General features: G+C 66.2%; 14 protein-coding genes. 7 read left to right on the top strand and 7 right to left on the bottom strand.

Annotated elements, in window-relative coordinates:
• Positions 1 to 79: 79 nt before the first annotated feature.
• The 5 genes from PQQ53_RS34410 to PQQ53_RS34390 all read right to left on the bottom strand — a co-directional run bounded on the left by PQQ53_RS34410 (position 80) and on the right by PQQ53_RS34390 (position 2,734).
• Complete coding sequence (locus tag PQQ53_RS34410; protein ID WP_408144893.1) at positions 80 to 661, bottom strand: hypothetical protein; 582 nt, start codon at positions 659 to 661, stop codon at positions 80 to 82.
• A gap of 47 nt (positions 662 to 708) precedes the next feature.
• Positions 709 to 1,053: a DUF1488 family protein gene (locus PQQ53_RS34405; RefSeq protein ID WP_408144891.1), complete on the bottom strand. Its 345-nt coding sequence runs from the start codon at positions 1,051 to 1,053 to the stop codon at positions 709 to 711.
• Positions 1,054 to 1,055: 2 nt separating this feature from the next.
• A complete protein-coding gene (locus tag PQQ53_RS34400; protein ID WP_408329116.1) occupies positions 1,056 to 1,613 on the bottom strand; it encodes a DUF4142 domain-containing protein in 558 nt (185 codons plus the stop codon).
• A 107-nt stretch (positions 1,614 to 1,720) separates the two neighbouring features.
• The gene (locus tag PQQ53_RS34395) at positions 1,721 to 2,272 is read right to left on the bottom strand and encodes a type 1 glutamine amidotransferase domain-containing protein (RefSeq protein WP_408144888.1); all 552 of its coding nucleotides are present in this window, start codon (positions 2,270 to 2,272) and stop codon (positions 1,721 to 1,723) included.
• 120 nt (positions 2,273 to 2,392) lie between these two features.
• Positions 2,393 to 2,734: a chemotaxis protein gene (locus PQQ53_RS34390; protein ID WP_408144886.1), complete on the bottom strand. Its 342-nt coding sequence runs from the start codon at positions 2,732 to 2,734 to the stop codon at positions 2,393 to 2,395.
• Positions 2,735 to 2,906: 172 nt separating this feature from the next.
• On the opposite strand from PQQ53_RS34390, the gene PQQ53_RS34385 reads away from it, so the two are divergent.
• The 5 genes from PQQ53_RS34385 (at position 2,907) to PQQ53_RS34365 (ending at position 7,680) form a co-directional block, all read left to right on the top strand.
• On the top strand, positions 2,907 to 4,217 hold the full coding sequence (locus tag PQQ53_RS34385) for a DNA topoisomerase IB (protein ID WP_408329113.1): 1,311 nt from the start codon (positions 2,907 to 2,909) through the stop codon (positions 4,215 to 4,217).
• Between the two features lie 221 nt (positions 4,218 to 4,438).
• Positions 4,439 to 4,945, top strand: a complete 507-nt coding sequence (locus PQQ53_RS34380) for a PRC-barrel domain-containing protein (protein WP_408329110.1) — start codon at positions 4,439 to 4,441, stop codon at positions 4,943 to 4,945.
• Positions 4,946 to 5,143: 198 nt separating this feature from the next.
• Positions 5,144 to 5,551: a DUF3175 domain-containing protein gene (locus tag PQQ53_RS34375; protein ID WP_408329107.1), complete on the top strand. Its 408-nt coding sequence runs from the start codon at positions 5,144 to 5,146 to the stop codon at positions 5,549 to 5,551.
• 100 nt (positions 5,552 to 5,651) lie between these two features.
• On the top strand, positions 5,652 to 6,971 hold the full coding sequence (locus PQQ53_RS34370) for a cation:proton antiporter (RefSeq protein WP_408329104.1): 1,320 nt from the start codon (positions 5,652 to 5,654) through the stop codon (positions 6,969 to 6,971).
• 136 nt (positions 6,972 to 7,107) lie between these two features.
• Entirely contained in the window at positions 7,108 to 7,680 is a 573-nt protein-coding gene (locus tag PQQ53_RS34365) for an FUSC family protein (RefSeq protein ID WP_408329102.1), read from the top strand.
• Here PQQ53_RS34365 and PQQ53_RS34360 read toward each other — a convergent pair.
• Positions 7,677 to 8,753, bottom strand: coding sequence for a cupin domain-containing protein (locus PQQ53_RS34360; RefSeq protein WP_408329099.1), 1,077 nt, complete (start codon positions 8,751 to 8,753; stop codon positions 7,677 to 7,679). The genes PQQ53_RS34365 and PQQ53_RS34360 overlap by 4 nt on opposite strands.
• A gap of 117 nt (positions 8,754 to 8,870) precedes the next feature.
• Between PQQ53_RS34360 and PQQ53_RS34355 the strand changes: the two genes are divergently transcribed.
• The gene (locus PQQ53_RS34355) at positions 8,871 to 9,239 is read left to right on the top strand and encodes a carboxymuconolactone decarboxylase family protein (RefSeq protein ID WP_408144873.1); all 369 of its coding nucleotides are present in this window, start codon (positions 8,871 to 8,873) and stop codon (positions 9,237 to 9,239) included.
• Between the two features lie 189 nt (positions 9,240 to 9,428).
• On the opposite strand, the gene PQQ53_RS34350 is transcribed toward PQQ53_RS34355, so the two are convergent.
• The gene (locus tag PQQ53_RS34350) at positions 9,429 to 10,478 is read right to left on the bottom strand and encodes an aldo/keto reductase (RefSeq protein WP_408144871.1); all 1,050 of its coding nucleotides are present in this window, start codon (positions 10,476 to 10,478) and stop codon (positions 9,429 to 9,431) included.
• Positions 10,479 to 10,905: 427 nt separating this feature from the next.
• On the opposite strand from PQQ53_RS34350, the gene PQQ53_RS34345 reads away from it, so the two are divergent.
• The gene (locus tag PQQ53_RS34345; protein ID WP_408329096.1) at positions 10,906 to 15,627 is read left to right on the top strand and encodes a DEAD/DEAH box helicase; all 4,722 of its coding nucleotides are present in this window, start codon (positions 10,906 to 10,908) and stop codon (positions 15,625 to 15,627) included.
• Positions 15,628 to 15,660 lie beyond the last annotated feature (33 nt).

Below are 15,660 nucleotides of genomic sequence, written 5' to 3'. Positions count from 1 at the left end.
CCCCCCCCCCCCAAATCGGGGGGCCCGCCCCGCTTCCAAGCTTCACTGCATCACAAACTGCAGGGCGAATTCAGCGAATTCACGCATGCTTCTCGCTGTATTCGTTAAGCGGCTCAGGCGTCTTCAACGGATCGAAGTCGGCCCAGCGCCCTTGCTGCCAGCGCCCGCTCGCGCGCTCGATCGCCATGCCTCCCGCTTCGCGCAACACTCGCGCGGCGTCGAACTGATTGTCCGGTGACACATGGACGGCGACCAGCACGCCTGAATCTCGCGCCTCTTCATGAAACGCCAGATGATGTCCCGATTTGCCGGTCTCGCGCGTGCGCGCCATCGCGCCGACCAGCGATCCGACATACGCCCCGACCCCGGCCGCGATCAGCGACACGATGATCGGCGCGGAAAACGCGGCGAAAATCGCCACGCCCACCACCGCCCCGAGTACCGCGCCGATCGTGACGCCCATGCCCGCGCCTTTGGGCGCCTCTTTCGCGCCGGGATCGGTGCCGGTGTCGCCGCCAATCGGATAACGCGCGTGCTGGCCGCGCGGATTGACGAAAAACAGGGTGACGTCTTCTTCGACGAAACCTGCGTTGAAAAGCTTTTGCGCCGCGTTTTCAGCGGTGGGAAAAGTCGTAAAACGCGCTGCGACGATGAGTGACATGAGGCCTCCTTGCATCGTTGAAATGGCGTTCGCGGACCATGTCGGCCCTACGCCGTGGCGCCGCGATCGGGTTCCATGCCTTCGACTCTGAACAGTCCGCTATGCAACACTACGCCTTCACCGTGGTTCTGGTCGAGCGCTTCCGCGCAGACTGAACGGATGCGGTGAAGACCTTTGTCGAATGCCGTCATCAAGGTGGCTTCCAACGCGGAATCGGCGCCGAAATGATCTTCCAGCGCTTCGGCGGTGATCGCGCATACCACCGGCTCGCCGTCCACCCGCGCCATGAAACGCACCGTCAGATTCGCGCCATCGAAAGCCGGTTTGTCGTCCGGAAAAATGATCTGCATAAGGGAGTCCTCATAGGCCGGTCGCGGCAGGATCGCATTCATGACTAACCCTTCATTTCGCCGGCGAGTTGCTGCGCCATCGCGAGGTGATGTTTGATGATCGGCAACGCCTTCGCGGCGGCGGCTTTCAACTGCGCGTCGGTGCCGCTCTGGCTTTGCTGCTCGAATAGATCGACGGCCCGCTGATGTGCTTCGACGCCGATCTGCTCGACGTAGGCCCGATCGAATGCCTGACCCTTGAGCGCCTGCAGTTTGCCGACCAGCGCGGAATCCGCGGACGGCGTCGTGGTGAAGCCCTTCTTCGACACCAGCGCGGCCATGCCATGCGAGAGCTTCGTATGGTCGGCAATCATCTGCTGTGCAAATTTGCGCACATGCGGGTCGTTCGAGTTCTTCAACGCGATCTTGCTGGCGGCAATTTCAGTGGCGTCGGCTGTCGAGGCCTCCTGCACGAATTGCGTGTCCGCAGGGGAGAGCCTCGTGCCGCCCACCGGGGCCTCGCTCGCCGGCGCATTGCTGGCCTGCGCGTGAACCGCGCCGATGGACGCCACGCTCAAGCCCAGCGCGACGGTCATGACTTGTATGGAATACCGGAATTTCATGCATTTTCTCCCTGGTCGGCGAGGCACCGACGCGCAACGAACGATGAGGCGCGGCACGGTGTTCGCATTGCGCGTCCCATCCTGTCGCGCCTGGCTTCACTCTCAGTTTAGGCAGCTTTGCGCCTGGAGAGTTGCGCGATCAGCGTCCTGTTAAAAGCGGGAAGGTCGTCGGGTTTGCGGCTGGAAATCAGATTGCCGTCCTCGACCACTTCCTGGTCCACCCACGTGCCGCCCGCATTGCGGATATCGTCCTGCAAGCTCGGCCAGCTCGTGACCTTGCGTCCCTTGATGATGCCCGCCGACACCAGCAACCATGTGCCATGACAAATTACCGCGATAGGCTTTCTGGCGCTGTCGGCCGCTTTGACGAACGCCTGCGCCTGAGCCAGCAGACGGATCGCATCGCCGTTCACCACGCCGCCGGGCAGCACCACTGCGTCGTAGTCGTCGGCGCGCGCCTGATCGAAAGTCGAATCGACCTCGACCGCGTCGCCCTTGTCGACGTGCCTGAAACCCTGAATCTTGCCGGGCTTCGCCGAGATGACATGCACCGTTGCGCCCGCTTCCGCGAGCGCGCGTTTCGGCTCGGACAGTTCCGCCTGTTCGAAACCGTCCACTGCGAGTACCGCCACCTTGCAACCATTCAGCGTGCTAGTCATGCGTGTTCTCCTCCGTTCGCATGCAGAGCCACGCGCGTCGTGTACGGCGTGGTCCCGCATTCAGTAATTGATTAATCAGCAAAAGACGTGCCCACTTGTTCGGCTCTACGGATCGCGTTTTCACGGACCGTTAGGGTCGTCGTCAAGACCGTCGTCGTCCACGTCTGACGGATCGATAATCCGATCAGGTTCGATGTCGCTGTCCGCGTTCAGCGTCGAATCGCCATCGGCTGCCGCACGCTCGCCCGTGCCGGCACGATCCGTGTCGCTGCCGAGTTCGGCGTCGCCCGTTTCGAGGGCGTGATTGTCGAGTTCCGAGTCGACGTCGAACACATGACGCCTCGCGCCGGCGACATCGCTGCCGCTATCGGACGAATCGCTCGGACCGAGCGCCCCGGTCGTGCCCGAGGTTTCCTTCACCACCTGTTGCGGCTCTTCATCAGGGTTCAGCGTGCTGCTCATGGCGCTCTCCTTGGTTAGGTTCGTCGTGAGGATGATTTCGCAAGGACCGTTCCGCGCGCGCTTTCGTACCGTGCACGACGACGCACACCGGATCTGCGTTGGGCATCGCCTTTGCTTGTCGCAGACAACCGGCGCCCCCGCGCGCCCTGGCTTGAAACTTCTACCTGCAACGATGGCCACTCCAACCAATCCAGGCGCACGCCGTCCAGAAGCGATAAAACCCGCGCAAGCGAGCGCCAAACCGCCCGTCACCGCGACCATGCCGCCAGGACTGCGCTATGCGGACGACGCCAAACCCGGTTACACGCGCAAGCGCGAAAAAGACGGCTTCGTCTACTTCGACGCCAGCGGCAAACGCATCGACGACGAAGACGACATCACGCGCATCAATGCGCTCGCCATCCCGCCCGCCTATGAAGACGTGTGGATCTGCCCCGATCCCCGCGGCCACATTCAGGCAACCGGGCGTGACGCGCGCGGCCGCAAGCAGTACCGTTATCACCCGCGCTGGCGTGAAACGCGCGACGCCGACAAGTACGAGCGCATGGCGGAGTTCGGCCGGGCGCTGCCGAAGATTCGCGCGCGCGTCGCACGCGATCTGAAGCGGCCGGGCATGCCGTGCGACAAAGTCATCGCCGCGATCGTGCAGTTGCTCGATACGACGCTGATCCGCATCGGCAGCGTCGAATACGCGCGCGATAATCAGTCGTACGGATTGACGACGCTGCGCAAGAAGCACGTGAAGATCGAAGCCGGTCAACTGCGGTTGAAGTTTCGCGGCAAGAGCGGCATCGAACACGACGTGACGATCGACAATCCGCGCATCAAGCGCATCGTCCGGCGCTGCGCCGAACTGCCTGGCCACGACCTGTTCCAGTATCTCGACGAAGACGGCACGCGCCGCACCGTCGGCTCGGCGGACATCAACGACTATTTGCGCCGCGCGAGCGATGCGGATTTCACCGCGAAGGACTATCGGACGTGGGCCGGCAGCGTCTATGCGCTCGCCGCATTGCGGCGGCTGATCTGCAGTAGCGCGGCGCAGGCGCGTCAGCATCTCGTCGCGACGGTCAAGGAGGTGGCGGTGTTGCTTCGCAACACGCCTGCCGTATGCCGGCGCTGCTACATTCACCCGACCGTCATTAGCGCCTTCGAGGCGGATGAATTGCAGAGCCTGCCGCCCGGCCGTTCACGGCGCGGATTGAGAGTGGACGAGGTGGCGTTCGCCACGTTGCTCGCTCACGCCGAAAAACGTGCGGCCAGGCTGGCGCGTCAGGCCGGAGCGAAAGGCCGCAAGAGGCGTGAATCGACGGCGGCCGACAGTATCGACGGCTCGCTCACGAGTCTGCTGAAAAAGTCGCGCGTGGTGCGCAAGGAAGCCGCTGGGAAGGCGAAGGCGAAGTCCGGGGTACACACCGCACGTCGGACTGCGAGTATGCAGGCTGAGGAGGCCGCGCGCGAAGCGAAGCGGGCGGCGCGTTAAGCATCGGGCGGTTTGATGCGCCAAGCGTCGAAAGACAAGAGCGAACTTGCGGCCGCTCGACAAGTTCATGTTTTCTCTACCGGTCTATCCACCGTCGAAATAATTTCAAATGCGCGAGCAGCCTTTACGCGAGGGCCATGCACGCCCGCTTCGATCATGAACGAATTGAAGGAACGCGCGTTGCTCATCCTCAATGCATTCACCATTAGAGGAGTCACATCATGCTGAACCAAACCCAAACCCAGGGCGCCGGCATCGTCGGCAAGGGCCGCGCAACCGCAGAAGGCCCGGGCCCGGACGTGATGGCGGCAGCCACACTCGACGGCAACAAGGTGATCAGCAGCGACGGCGAGGACATCGGCAAGATCAAGGAGATCATGCTCGACGTCGGCTCGGGGAGCGTCGCGTATGCGGTGCTGTCGAGCGGCGGCTTCCTCGGCATTGGCGACAAGCTGCTGGCCATTCCGTGGCGCGCATTGACGCTCGACACCGACCAGAAATGCTTCGTGCTGGGCATGACCGCCGAAGGCGTGAAAAACGCCCCGGGCTTCGACAAGGACCACTGGCCCTCGATGGCGGACCAGACCTGGGCCACGTCCGTGCATCAGTACTACGGCAGCGAGCCGTACTGGAGCCGCGATCGTTACGAGCTACGCGACGATCTTGGCACCGGCGCGATTCCTCCGGCTTCTTCGGACGCGCCCGAAGCCGGCGGATTGAAGCTGTAATCACGGCCTCGTGCGTCGCGCGTGCACCCGGGCAATACGCCCGGTGTTGCCCGCGCCCGCCTCGCCTCGCCGCGCCGGCATGCTGCGAACATGGCTGCCGGCGCGTCTCACTGCGCTCACGCGGAATCGCTCGAACGCGCGCACCGCGCGCACGCCACGTGATTCCGGCGCACAACTGCCCGCAAGGAGGCAAAGTTCATGGCCGCCCGCAAAGCCACCAGTAAAACGAAACGCCCGGTCGCACGCGGCAGGTCGGGACGCCCGGCCCGTCAGCGGCACGCCCAGGCACACGCCGCGCATCGCGCGAAGGCTGCGAAGTCAGGCGCACACAACGCACGCAAGTGGTCGCATCATGTGATGAAGACCAGCGACGCGATGGATATCGAACACGATATTTTCAAAAGCGGCAGCGCCGAGTCGATCGCGCAGTCGCTCAAGCGTTCGTCGACGCACAGCAGGCGGCGCAAGGGCACGCCGTATCAATCGGCGATGTCGATGCTCAACTTCTACATCAACCGCGCCGGCAAGAATCTGCCGAAAACACGCCGCGCGACGTTGCAGCAGGCCAAGCGCAAACTGCGCGAAGCGTTCGGGCGTGCGCCTTGACATAGCGCATCGCGCATCCGGGCGCACGCCCTTTTTCAACCGGCCGGCAGCCTGCCTCCGACATCGCGCGGAACGCGCATGCCGGCCCTCACGGAAGCTCATGCGCGAAACTTCGTGGTTTCTCATCGTCGGCGCCGTGCTCGTGTTCATGGGCCTGGCGGCAACGACCCTGCGGCGCCTGCCGGTCAGCGCCGCGATGTTCTACCTCGCGATCGGCTACGTGCTCGGGCTGCCCGGCATCGCACTGCTGCGCCTCGATATGGCCGCCGACGCGCATCTGGTACGGACCATCACCGAAGTCGCGCTGCTGGTTTCGCTGTTCGCGATCGGCTTGCGTCTGCGCCTGGGCGTGCTGGAAAAACTGTGGGCCGTGCCGCTGCGCCTCGGCTTTCTTGCGATGCTGGCGACCATTCCTCTGCTGACGCTGTTCGGCGTGTACGTTCTGCGTCTCGACTGGGGCCCCGCGCTGCTGCTCGCGTCGATACTCGCGCCCACCGATCCGGTGCTCGCACACGACGTGCAGGTCCACAATCCCGGCGATCATGATCTGCTGCGCTTCGCGCTGTCCGGCGAAGGCGGTCTGAACGACGGCATCGCGCTGCCCTTCGCGATGCTCGGCCTCGCGCTATGCGCGGCGCCCGCCGGTCAGGGCGCCGCGTTGCTGAACCTGAAGCTCGCGGCCGGCATGGTGTGGGGCGTGGCGGGCGCGATCGCGATCGGCGGCGCACTCGGCTGGGCGACGACGCACGCGGTGGCCTGGCTGCGCACGCGTCATGCACAGGCGCTCGGTCTCGAAGGCTTTTTCGCGCTCGGACTGATCGAATTGTCGTTCGGTGCCGCGCAACTCGCGCACACGTATGGCTTTCTCGCGGTATTCGCCGCGGGCGTCGCGATGCGCCGCGTCGAACATCGCGCGAGCGGCGGCCAGTCGCCGCGTCAAAGGCTCGGCACGGTCGACGCCGAAAACGTCGACGCGACCGCGGCCAATCCTAGCAAAGCGCACGCGTATATCACGGAGTCCGTGCTCGGCTTCACGATCGAACTCGAAAGCATCGCCGAGGTGGCCGTGATGGCGATGGTCGGCAACGTGCTCGCTACTCTGCACCCGGCGCTTTTCACCTGGCAGACGGCCGCGTTGTGCGTCGCGCTGTTCGTGATCGTGCGGCCGGTGTCGGTGGAGCTGTCCTTGCTCGGCTCGAGCGCGACGCCCGCGCAGCGGCGCCTGATGAGCTGGTTCGGCATACGCGGCATCGGTTCGTTCTACTATCTTGCGTTCGCGCTCGAACACGGCTCGCCCGACGACGTCATGCCGCTGATGCCGCTCACGCTCGCGGTGATCACGGCGTCGGTGGTGATCCACGGCGTGTCGGCGACGCCGTTGATGAACTGGTATCACCGGCTGCGCAGCGGCGAGAAGTAATCATGGAAACGATGGGGTTGCGATGGGTCTGCGATGGGTCTGCGATGGGTCTGATTACGCGGCGCGATCCGCTCCGCCTGAAAATGGAGTCGTTAGAATACGGGACCTTCATGCCGCGCCGAGACGCTCCCCTTCGATGACTCCACCCGACGACTCACGACGCACCGCACGGGCAAGCGCGGCCAACTCGCTGTTCGCTTTCCTCAAGACGCTGCCGCTCGGCGACCGGCTGATCGAAGGCGGCTTCATGGCTGTGCAGGCTGTCGCCGGCGCAAGCCTCGCTTTCGGGATCGGCCGCGCGCTGCATACCGAACAGGCGTTCTGGGCCGCAATCACCGCGATCGCGGTGAGCCAACATAGTTATATCGACACCCGGAAGCTGTCGCGGGACCAGTTCATCGGCGCGATGGCCGGCGGCATCTGCGGTCTTGCCGGCGCGCTGCTCGGGCACGGACACTTCGCCGCCTATGCAGCTACCGTGGCGGCGGCGATCGTGATCTGCTGGACCGTGAACGTGGGCAGCGCGGCGCGGCTGGGCGGCATCACCGCCACCATCATGCTGCTGGTGCCGAGCATGGGACCCGCGTGGGACACCGCGTTGCTGCGGCTCGGCGAAGTGACGATCGGCACGGTCTGCGCGCTGCTGGTGGCCTGGCTGATGGCCCGCATCGAGCAGCGCTGGCTCGGCAATCCCGACGCGCCGCGCTAGCCCTCCTGCCCGTCGCCCTCCGGCTCTTGCGGCCGACGCCGGTAACGGCCCGGCGTCACGCCGACACTCTGCGCAAACGCCTTGCCGAACGCGGCCTCGGACTGATAGCCGACCGCTTCGCCGATCTCCGCCGCGCTGCGCTGCGTGCGCCGCAGCAGATCGCACGCGATGGTCATGCGAATCTGCGTGAGAAAGTCCATCACGGTCACGCCCGCGCGTTCGTTGAAGCGGCGCGCGTAGGTCGCGCGGGACATCGCCGCGAGCTCGCCCAGTTCCGCGATCGTCCATGCCCGTTCGGGCGCGCTCAACATGCCCTGTACCGATGCGCCCAGGCGCGCGTCGGCAAGCAGCGCCAGCACGCCCGCGTCCGCCGCGTTGCGCTCGCCGTGCACGCGCAGCGCCATCGCGAACAGCGCCTGGCTCAAGGCGGTGACGATCGCGAGCGCGCCCGGCTGACGACGCGCCGCTTCATCGCGCATCACGCCGATCACGGTCTGCAATGCGCTGAGGGTCGGCGCGCCGCCCAGCGACACATGAAACGGGTCGGGCAACGCGTTCAACAGCAGCGCGGATGAACCGGGCGCATAGACGAAGCGGCCGCAGAGCAGGTCGACGCCGGGGCTTTCGGTGGGCTGGTCCGCGTTGGTTGGGCGATCGTGGCGGCTGGTGTCAGATTCGCTGAGTTCGTGCTTGTCGTTATCGTCCGCCCGCTGGCTCTTTTCAGACTCGCTGCTTTTTCCGCCATTACCCGCAATTCCGCCGCCATCGTTGCGGCGCAAAGGCAGCATCCCGTCGTGCCCCATCGTCAGCGGCGCGCCGCCGTCCGAGCGCCGCACATCGCGCACGCGATGCGCGGCGCCGCGCGGGAACAGCATGAAATCACCGGCCTGCAACGGCACCTGCGCGCCCCGCGCGGTCTCGATCAGGCATGCGCCGCCAAGCACCAGATGAAACGGCGCGATGCCCGCTTCCATCGGCGCATGGTCGACGTCGAACGCGCCCGAGAGCAGGCAGCGCAGATCAAGGCTGGCTTGGGGCCTCGCGAGGTCGAGCAGTCGGCTGAGCGTGTCCATGAGACGTTCGCGCTAAAAGTTGAGCCCAACGAGTATTCAGGATATCGCGGCGCAGCGCAATACTTTGTCCCACGACGCCGGCACCCGCCGACGCGCAGCACACAAAGGAGCACTGCCATGTTGAACTGGATCGATTACCGCAAAGCACTGTTCGGCCGCATCGGCGAGATGGCGAAACTGTCGCCGGATACCGTGAAGGCGTATCAGACGATGTCGAGCGCCGGTCAGAAAGCCGACCTGCTCGGCGCGAAAACGCGCGAGCTGATTTCGCTCGCGGTGGCGGTCAGCCTGCGTTGTGACGGCTGTATTACCGTGCACACGGCTGAAGCGTTGAAGCACGGCGCGACGCGCGAGGAAATCGCCGAAGCGTTGGGTGTGGCGGTCGCGATGAACGCGGGCGCGACGATGGTGTATTCGGCTCGCACGATGGACGCCGTGGCTGCCTATACGGCTGACGCGAATAAGGGAAATGGAGCGGTGGGTTGATTGGCGGCGGTAGTTGTCGCGAGCCGCGCCGCTCTGGCCGAAGATCGTTGCGCTCAGAGCGGCGCTCGACGTGTCGAGACCGGCTGTTCGCGTGCCAGGCTATGCGTGCGGCGCGGCGAAACGAGACGGCACGGCACGCCGCCTTGCCGCTCGCGTCGCGATTGCACCGCCCTGGCACTCACGCCGCCATCACCCAGCCTGCCGCGTCTGCGCCAACTGCGCACGACGCCCTTCCCCCTGACGCTCCAGCATCCACCCCGGATATTCCGCGGGCAGCACGCTGACCTGATCGAGCTTCGCGAGTTCTTCCGCACTGAGCGTCACCTTCGTGGCCGCGATGTTGTCATCGAGTTGCTCGACCCTCTTCGCGCCGACGATCACCGAACTCACCACGCGCTGATGCAGCAGCCACGCGAGCGCGATCTGCGCGACCGACACCTGCTTCGCCCCCGCGATCTCGCGCATCACGTCGATACAGTCATACGCCCGCTCGCGATTGACCGGCGGAAAATCGAAACTCGTGCGCCGGCTGCCCGCTTCGCCCTGCTGCTCGCGTCCATATTTGCCGCTCAGCAGGCCGCCCGCGAGTGGACTCCACACCATCAGCCCGAGGCCCTCGCTCTGAAGCATCGGCACGAGTTCGCGTTCGAGATCCCGGCCAGCGAGCGTGTAATACGCCTGCAGCGTTTCGAAGCGCGCGAGCCCGAGGCGCTCCGCGATGCCGAGCGCCTTTACGATCTGCCACGCGGCCCAGTTCGACACGCCGACATAACGCACGTGGCCGTGCCGCACCAGCGTATCGAGCGCGCGCATGGTCTCTTCGATCGGCGTGGCCGGGTCGAAGCCGTGGATCTGGTACAGATCCACGTGATCGAGTTGCAAACGCTTCAGGCTCGCCTTCACCCCGTCGATGATGTGATAACGCGACGCGCCCCGCGCGTTCGGAAACTCGCCGGTCTGGCCAAAGACTTTGGTCGCCAGCACGATCTTGTCGCGCGGCACCTTGAGGTTTTTCAACGCCTGGCCCGTGATCTGTTCGGACAGGCCGCCCGCGTAGACGTCGGCCGTGTCGATGAAATTGATGCCCGCGTCGAGCGCCCGGCCGACCAGCCGCTCCGCATCGCCCTGCTGCAGATCGCCGATCTGTTTCCAGATGCCGTCGCCGCCGCCGAAGGTCATCGTGCCCAGACACAATTCTGAAACAAACACACCGGTACGGCCTAGCTGGTTGTATCGCATCGTCGAAACTCCATCTTGGTGTTCGTGAAGGGGAGGCGTAGAGAGTACTGCAATTGACGCGATCGAGCAGAGCGCGGGGCGGACGTTGATGGGCCGCACGCGGGCTGTCTTTTCAAACCGTTTACGATTCGCGTGGGATGATGGAAAAGTCGTCCCATGCGCTTCACGCATCACCGATGTGCTAAACATGACGCGCCTGAACTGCGGCTCGATTCATGTCATGCAACCCGGTCCAAACCGCAAACACGCGAGAGCCGCGCAGCAGAATTTGCCGGCGCGCACGCTTGCTGACCCCGGCCCGGCTATCAGCACGCATTCCCCGGGCAAAGCCCGGCAAAACCTGCGAGACTGACTGCTGCGTTTCGCAACCGGTCTCCGTTTTCGACGCCCTCTGGATATGGCACGCCACGCCCCCATCTACGCAAGCATGACTTCGGCCACGACTTCCGCCGCGCTGGACGCGGCTTCCGGTTCCACGGCGGCGCATTACGCCGTGGACCTCGCGTCGGCGACATCGACGCACCGCGCGCTGGGCGACTTCCACCCGGCAGTCGCCGCATGGTTCCTCAAGACCTTCCCCGCCCCGACCGACGCGCAAGCCGCCGCGTGGCCGCAGATCCGCCGGGGCCGCTCGACGCTCGTGGCCGCGCCGACCGGCTCGGGCAAAACGCTCACCGCGTTTCTCTCCGCACTCGACGATCTGGTCCAGCAAGGCCTCGCCAACGGCGGCGCATTGCCCGATGAAACGCTGGTGGTCTACGTATCGCCGCTGAAGGCGCTCTCGAACGACATCCGCCTGAACCTGCAGCTGCCGCTGCAAGGCATCGCCGCCGAACTCGACGCGCGCGGGCTGCCGCCCCTCGATATCCGCACGGCCGTGCGTACCGGCGACACCACACAGCAGGAACGCAACGCGCTGAAAAAGCGCGCGCCGCATATTCTCGTGACCACGCCGGAATCGCTGTACGTGCTGCTCGGTTCGGACTCGGGGCGGCGCATGCTGGCGACGGTGCGCACGGTGATCGTCGACGAGATTCATGCGCTCGCCGGCAGCAAGCGCGGCAGCCACCTCGCCCTCAGCCTCGAACGTCTCGACGCGCTGTGCCAGCGAAATTTGCCGCGCATCGGGCTGTCGGCGACACAAAAGCCGGTGAGCGCGGTCGCGCGTTTTCTCGTGGGGGGTGCGAGCATCGCTAGCGGCATCCCGGCCGACTGCGCGGTCGTCGACGTGGGCCACGTTCGCGCGCGCGATCTCGCGCTCGAAATCCCGCCGGTGCCGCTCGAAGCGGTCATGCCCAACGAAGTGTGGGAACGCGTCTACGACCGCCTTGCCGAGCTCGTCGCGATGCACCGCACCACGCTGGTATTCGTCAACACGCGGCGCATGGCCGAGCGCGTCGCGCGTCATCTGACCGAGCGGCTCGGCAAGGAAATGGTCGCCGCGCATCACGGCAGCCTCGCGAAGGAACATCGCTTCGACGCCGAGCAGCGCCTGAAACGCGGCGAGTTGCGCGTGCTGATCGCCACCGCTTCGCTGGAACTCGGCATCGATATCGGCGACGTCGATCTCGTCTGCCAGATGGGTTCGCCACGCGCGATCGCGCCGTTTCTGCAGCGCGTCGGACGCTCGGGGCATCACGTCGGCGGCATGCCCAAAGGGCGGCTCTTTCCCACCTCGCGCGACGATCTGATCGAATGCGCGGCGCTGCTCGACTGCGTCCGGCGCGGCGAGCTCGACGCGCTGCGCATTCCGCGCGCGCCGCTCGATGTGCTCGCGCAACAGATCGTCGCCGAAGTGTCGAGCGCCGAGTGGAGCGAGGACGCGTTGTTCGCGATGCTGCGGCGCGCGGCGCCATACGCGGACCTCGAACGCGACCAGTACGACGCGGTGCTGCGCATGCTCGCCGAGGGTTACACGAGCCGCAATGGTCCGCGCGGCGCCTACGTGCATCGCGACGCGGTGAGCGGCACGTTGCGCGGCCGGCGCGGCGGCAAGCTGGTCGCGGTGACCTCGGGCGGCACAATTCCCGAGAACGCGGACTACGCGGTAGTGCTCGAACCGCAGGCGATCAATATCGGCACCGTCAACGAGGATTTCGCGGTCGAGAGTCTCGCCGGCGACGTGTTCCAGCTGGGCAATGCGTCGTACCGGATTCTGCGCATCGAGAGCGGGCGCGTGCGGGTCGAGGACGCGCACGGGCAGCCGCCGAATATTCCGTTCTGGCTCGGCGAGGCGCCGGGGCGCAGCGATGAACTGTCGTTCGCGGTGGCGCGCTTGCGCGCGGAGATCGGGCGTTGGCTCGATGGGGAGGATGTTGAAGCGGCGGTGAGTGTGCAAGCGCAGACGGCGGCTGGTGCGAATGCGCGCCCAGCGCAAACCGACGCAGCGGCAAGTGCAAAAGCGTGCGCGGCGCAAGCGAGCTCAGGCGCGGCGACGCGAGCAAAAGCCAAAGCGAACAGCAAAGCCGCAGCACGTGCAGAGGCCAAAGCAGAAGCAGCCCCCGAACCCGGGGCCGGCCCCGGCCCCGGCCCCGCGACGGCAAGCTTGTCCACATTCCCAGCCCCGCCAAACCCTGCCCCCACCGCCGAGTCCCTCGCCACGCGCATCGAGCGCGCCGTCGGCGGGTTAATCGACACGCTGGATCTCGACGAACCCGCCGCGCGCCAGATCGTCGACTACCTCGCGCGCGCCCGCGCGGCGCTCGGTGTGCTGCCCACACAGAACACGCTGGTGATGGAGCGCTTCTTCGACGAATCCGGCGGCACGCAGCTCGTCATCCACGCGCCCTTCGGCAGCCGGGTGAACCGAGCCTGGGGGCTCGCGTTGCGCAAGCGCTTCTGCCGCACCTTCAATTTCGAACTGCAAGCGGCCGCCACCGAGGATGCGATCGTGCTGTCGCTGACCGGCAGCCACTCGTTCGTACTCGACGATGTCTGGCGCTATCTGCATTCGAACAGCGCCGAGCATCTGCTGATCCAGGCACTACTCGACGCGCCGCTGTTCGGCGTGCGCTGGCGCTGGAACGCAACCACCGCGCTCGGCTTGCCGCGCTATACCGGCGGGCGCAAAACCGCGCCGCAACTGCAGCGCATGCGCAGCGAAGATCTGCTTGCGAGCGTGTTCCCCGAGCAGGCCGCGTGTCTGGAGAACGTGGTCGGCGAACGCGAGCTGCCGCGTCATCCGCTAGTCGACCAAACTGTGGACGACTGCCTGCACGACGCGATGGACAGCGAACGCTGGCTTGCGCTGCTGCGCCGGATCGAACAGGGCGAGGTGCGGCTGGTCGCACGCGATCTGCCCGCCCCTTCGCCGCTCGCCGCCGAAATCCTCAACGCGAAGCCCTATGCCTACCTCGACGACGCGCCAATTGAGGAGCGCCGCACGCAAGCCGTCCTGAACCGACGCTGGACCGACCCGGCCAGCGCCGACGATCTCGGCGCGCTCGACGCCGACGCAATCGACAGCGTGCGCGACGAAGCGTGGCCGCAGGCGCGCAACGCCGACGAGATGCACGAAGCGCTGACGGGTCTCGCCTGCATCGCCGAGGCCGAGGCGCGCGCCTACGATGGCTGGCCGGCGTGGCTCGCATCGCTGGCTGAGTCCGGCCGCGCCACCCGCCTGCAGATCGCCGACGATGCCGCCGTGTGGCTGCCCGCCGAGCGCCTCACCGTCTTTCAGGCGCTCTACCCCGACCTGCCGCACACCCGCTATACGCCGCAACTCACGGCGCCCAAAGGCTACACGGACAGTTGGAGCGCCGACGACGCGCTGCTCGACATCCTGCGCGCGCGCCTGACCGGCTTCGGCCCGCTGCCGGTCAGCGAGATTGCACGGCCGCTGAGCTTGCCGGCGGCGTCGGTCGAACAGGCCTTGACGCGTCTCGAAGCGCAAGGCTATCTGATGCGCGGCCGCTTCACGCCGCAGACCGCCGAGGAAGAATGGTGCGAGCGCCATCTGCTCGCGCGGATTCATCGCTACACGGTGAAACGCCTGCGCCGCGAGATCGAGCCGGTGGAGCGGCACGACTTCATGCGTTTTCTATTCGAGTGGCAGCATTTGACGCCGGACACGCGCAGCGAAGGCCGCGACGCGCTGGCCGCCGTGCTCGACCAGCTCGAAGGCTTCCAGGCCGCGGCAGGCGCATGGGAGGAAGACATCCTGCCCGCACGCGTGAGGGCCTATGCGAATACTTCGCTCGACGAACTATGCCGCGCCGGCAAGATCGTCTGGACCCGGCTCACCGAACGTGCGCGCGGCGCCGCCGGGCCGATCCGCAGCACGCCGATCGTGCTGCTGCCGCGCGCCCACGTGCGCACATGGAGCGCATTGCTCGATCCTGCGAGGCAAGTGGAGTTATCCGCGCTCGCACAGAGTGTCTACGACACGCTCTCGCAGCATGGCGCCATGTTCTTCGACGAGTTGCTCGCCGACGTCCGCGTGCTACGGATGGAACTGGAAAATGCGCTCGGCGAACTGGTCGCCGCCGGCCTCGCGAACTCTGACAGCTTCGCGGGCCTGCGCGCCCTCCTCAAACCGGTCGCCAAACGCAATGCGTTTTCGAGCAGCCGGCGCGCGCGCGCCAGCGCGCTGATCGGGGGGATGGACGACGCGGGGCGCTGGGCGCTCGTGAGCCGCCGCCCGCTTGCCACCGACACGGAGGCGCCGGAGCGCCGCCGCCAGTTGCCGCCCGAGGTGCTGGAACACGTCGCGATGACTTTGCTGCGCCGCTATGGCGTGGTGTTCTGGCGCCTGCTCGAACGCGAGGCCGAATGGCTGCCGCCATGGCGTGAGCTGCTGCGCGTGTTTCAACGGCTCGAAGCGCGCGGCGTGATTCGCGGCGGGCGCTTCGTCAATGGTCTCGCCGGCGAGCAGTTTGCCTTGCCCGAAGCGATTCCCGTGCTGCGCGAAGTTCGACGCCATGCGAACGACGGTGCGTTTGTGTGCGTCGCCGGCACCGATCCGTTGAATCTCGCGGGGACCCTGCTCGTCGGCGAGCGCGTGCCGGCGGTGGCGGGCAATCGGCTGTTGTACCGCGACGGCGTCGTGGTGGCCACGCTGGTGGCGGGGAAATTCTGGTTCGACGCATCGCTGGAAGCGCATCCGGCCGGGCGGGAGCAGGCCCGCGGCTTGCTGGCGCGCCGGTTCTAGCAGGCTTGAACCGGCGGGGGGGGGGGGGGCGGG

The sequence above is a fragment of the Paraburkholderia strydomiana genome (genome assembly GCF_046030495.1).
GTDB classification, from domain to species: Bacteria; Pseudomonadota; Gammaproteobacteria; order Burkholderiales; family Burkholderiaceae; genus Paraburkholderia; species Paraburkholderia strydomiana_A.
Note: the sequence above shows the minus strand (reverse complement) of the source record. Positions and strands in the feature narration are given on the sequence as shown.

Excerpts from the sequence above, each read along its gene's own strand:
- PQQ53_RS34390 (WP_408144886.1), bottom strand. The coding sequence starts at position 2,734 with ATGAGCAGCACGCTGAACCCTGATGAAGAGCCGCAACAGGTGGTGAAG.
- PQQ53_RS34405 (WP_408144891.1), bottom strand. The coding sequence starts at position 1,053 with ATGAATGCGATCCTGCCGCGACCGGCCTATGAGGACTCCCTTATGCAG.
- PQQ53_RS34365 (WP_408329102.1), top strand. The coding sequence starts at position 7,108 with ATGACTCCACCCGACGACTCACGACGCACCGCACGGGCAAGCGCGGCC.
- PQQ53_RS34410 (WP_408144893.1), bottom strand. The coding sequence starts at position 661 with ATGTCACTCATCGTCGCAGCGCGTTTTACGACTTTTCCCACCGCTGAA.
- PQQ53_RS34400 (WP_408329116.1), bottom strand. The coding sequence starts at position 1,613 with ATGAAATTCCGGTATTCCATACAAGTCATGACCGTCGCGCTGGGCTTG.
- PQQ53_RS34380 (WP_408329110.1), top strand. The coding sequence starts at position 4,439 with ATGCTGAACCAAACCCAAACCCAGGGCGCCGGCATCGTCGGCAAGGGC.
- PQQ53_RS34370 (WP_408329104.1), top strand. The coding sequence starts at position 5,652 with ATGCGCGAAACTTCGTGGTTTCTCATCGTCGGCGCCGTGCTCGTGTTC.
- PQQ53_RS34375 (WP_408329107.1), top strand. The coding sequence starts at position 5,144 with ATGGCCGCCCGCAAAGCCACCAGTAAAACGAAACGCCCGGTCGCACGC.
- PQQ53_RS34345 (WP_408329096.1), top strand. The coding sequence starts at position 10,906 with ATGACTTCGGCCACGACTTCCGCCGCGCTGGACGCGGCTTCCGGTTCC.
- PQQ53_RS34350 (WP_408144871.1), bottom strand. The coding sequence starts at position 10,478 with ATGCGATACAACCAGCTAGGCCGTACCGGTGTGTTTGTTTCAGAATTG.
- PQQ53_RS34395 (WP_408144888.1), bottom strand. The coding sequence starts at position 2,272 with ATGACTAGCACGCTGAATGGTTGCAAGGTGGCGGTACTCGCAGTGGAC.
- PQQ53_RS34360 (WP_408329099.1), bottom strand. The coding sequence starts at position 8,753 with ATGGACACGCTCAGCCGACTGCTCGACCTCGCGAGGCCCCAAGCCAGC.
- PQQ53_RS34355 (WP_408144873.1), top strand. The coding sequence starts at position 8,871 with ATGTTGAACTGGATCGATTACCGCAAAGCACTGTTCGGCCGCATCGGC.
- PQQ53_RS34385 (WP_408329113.1), top strand. The coding sequence starts at position 2,907 with ATGGCCACTCCAACCAATCCAGGCGCACGCCGTCCAGAAGCGATAAAA.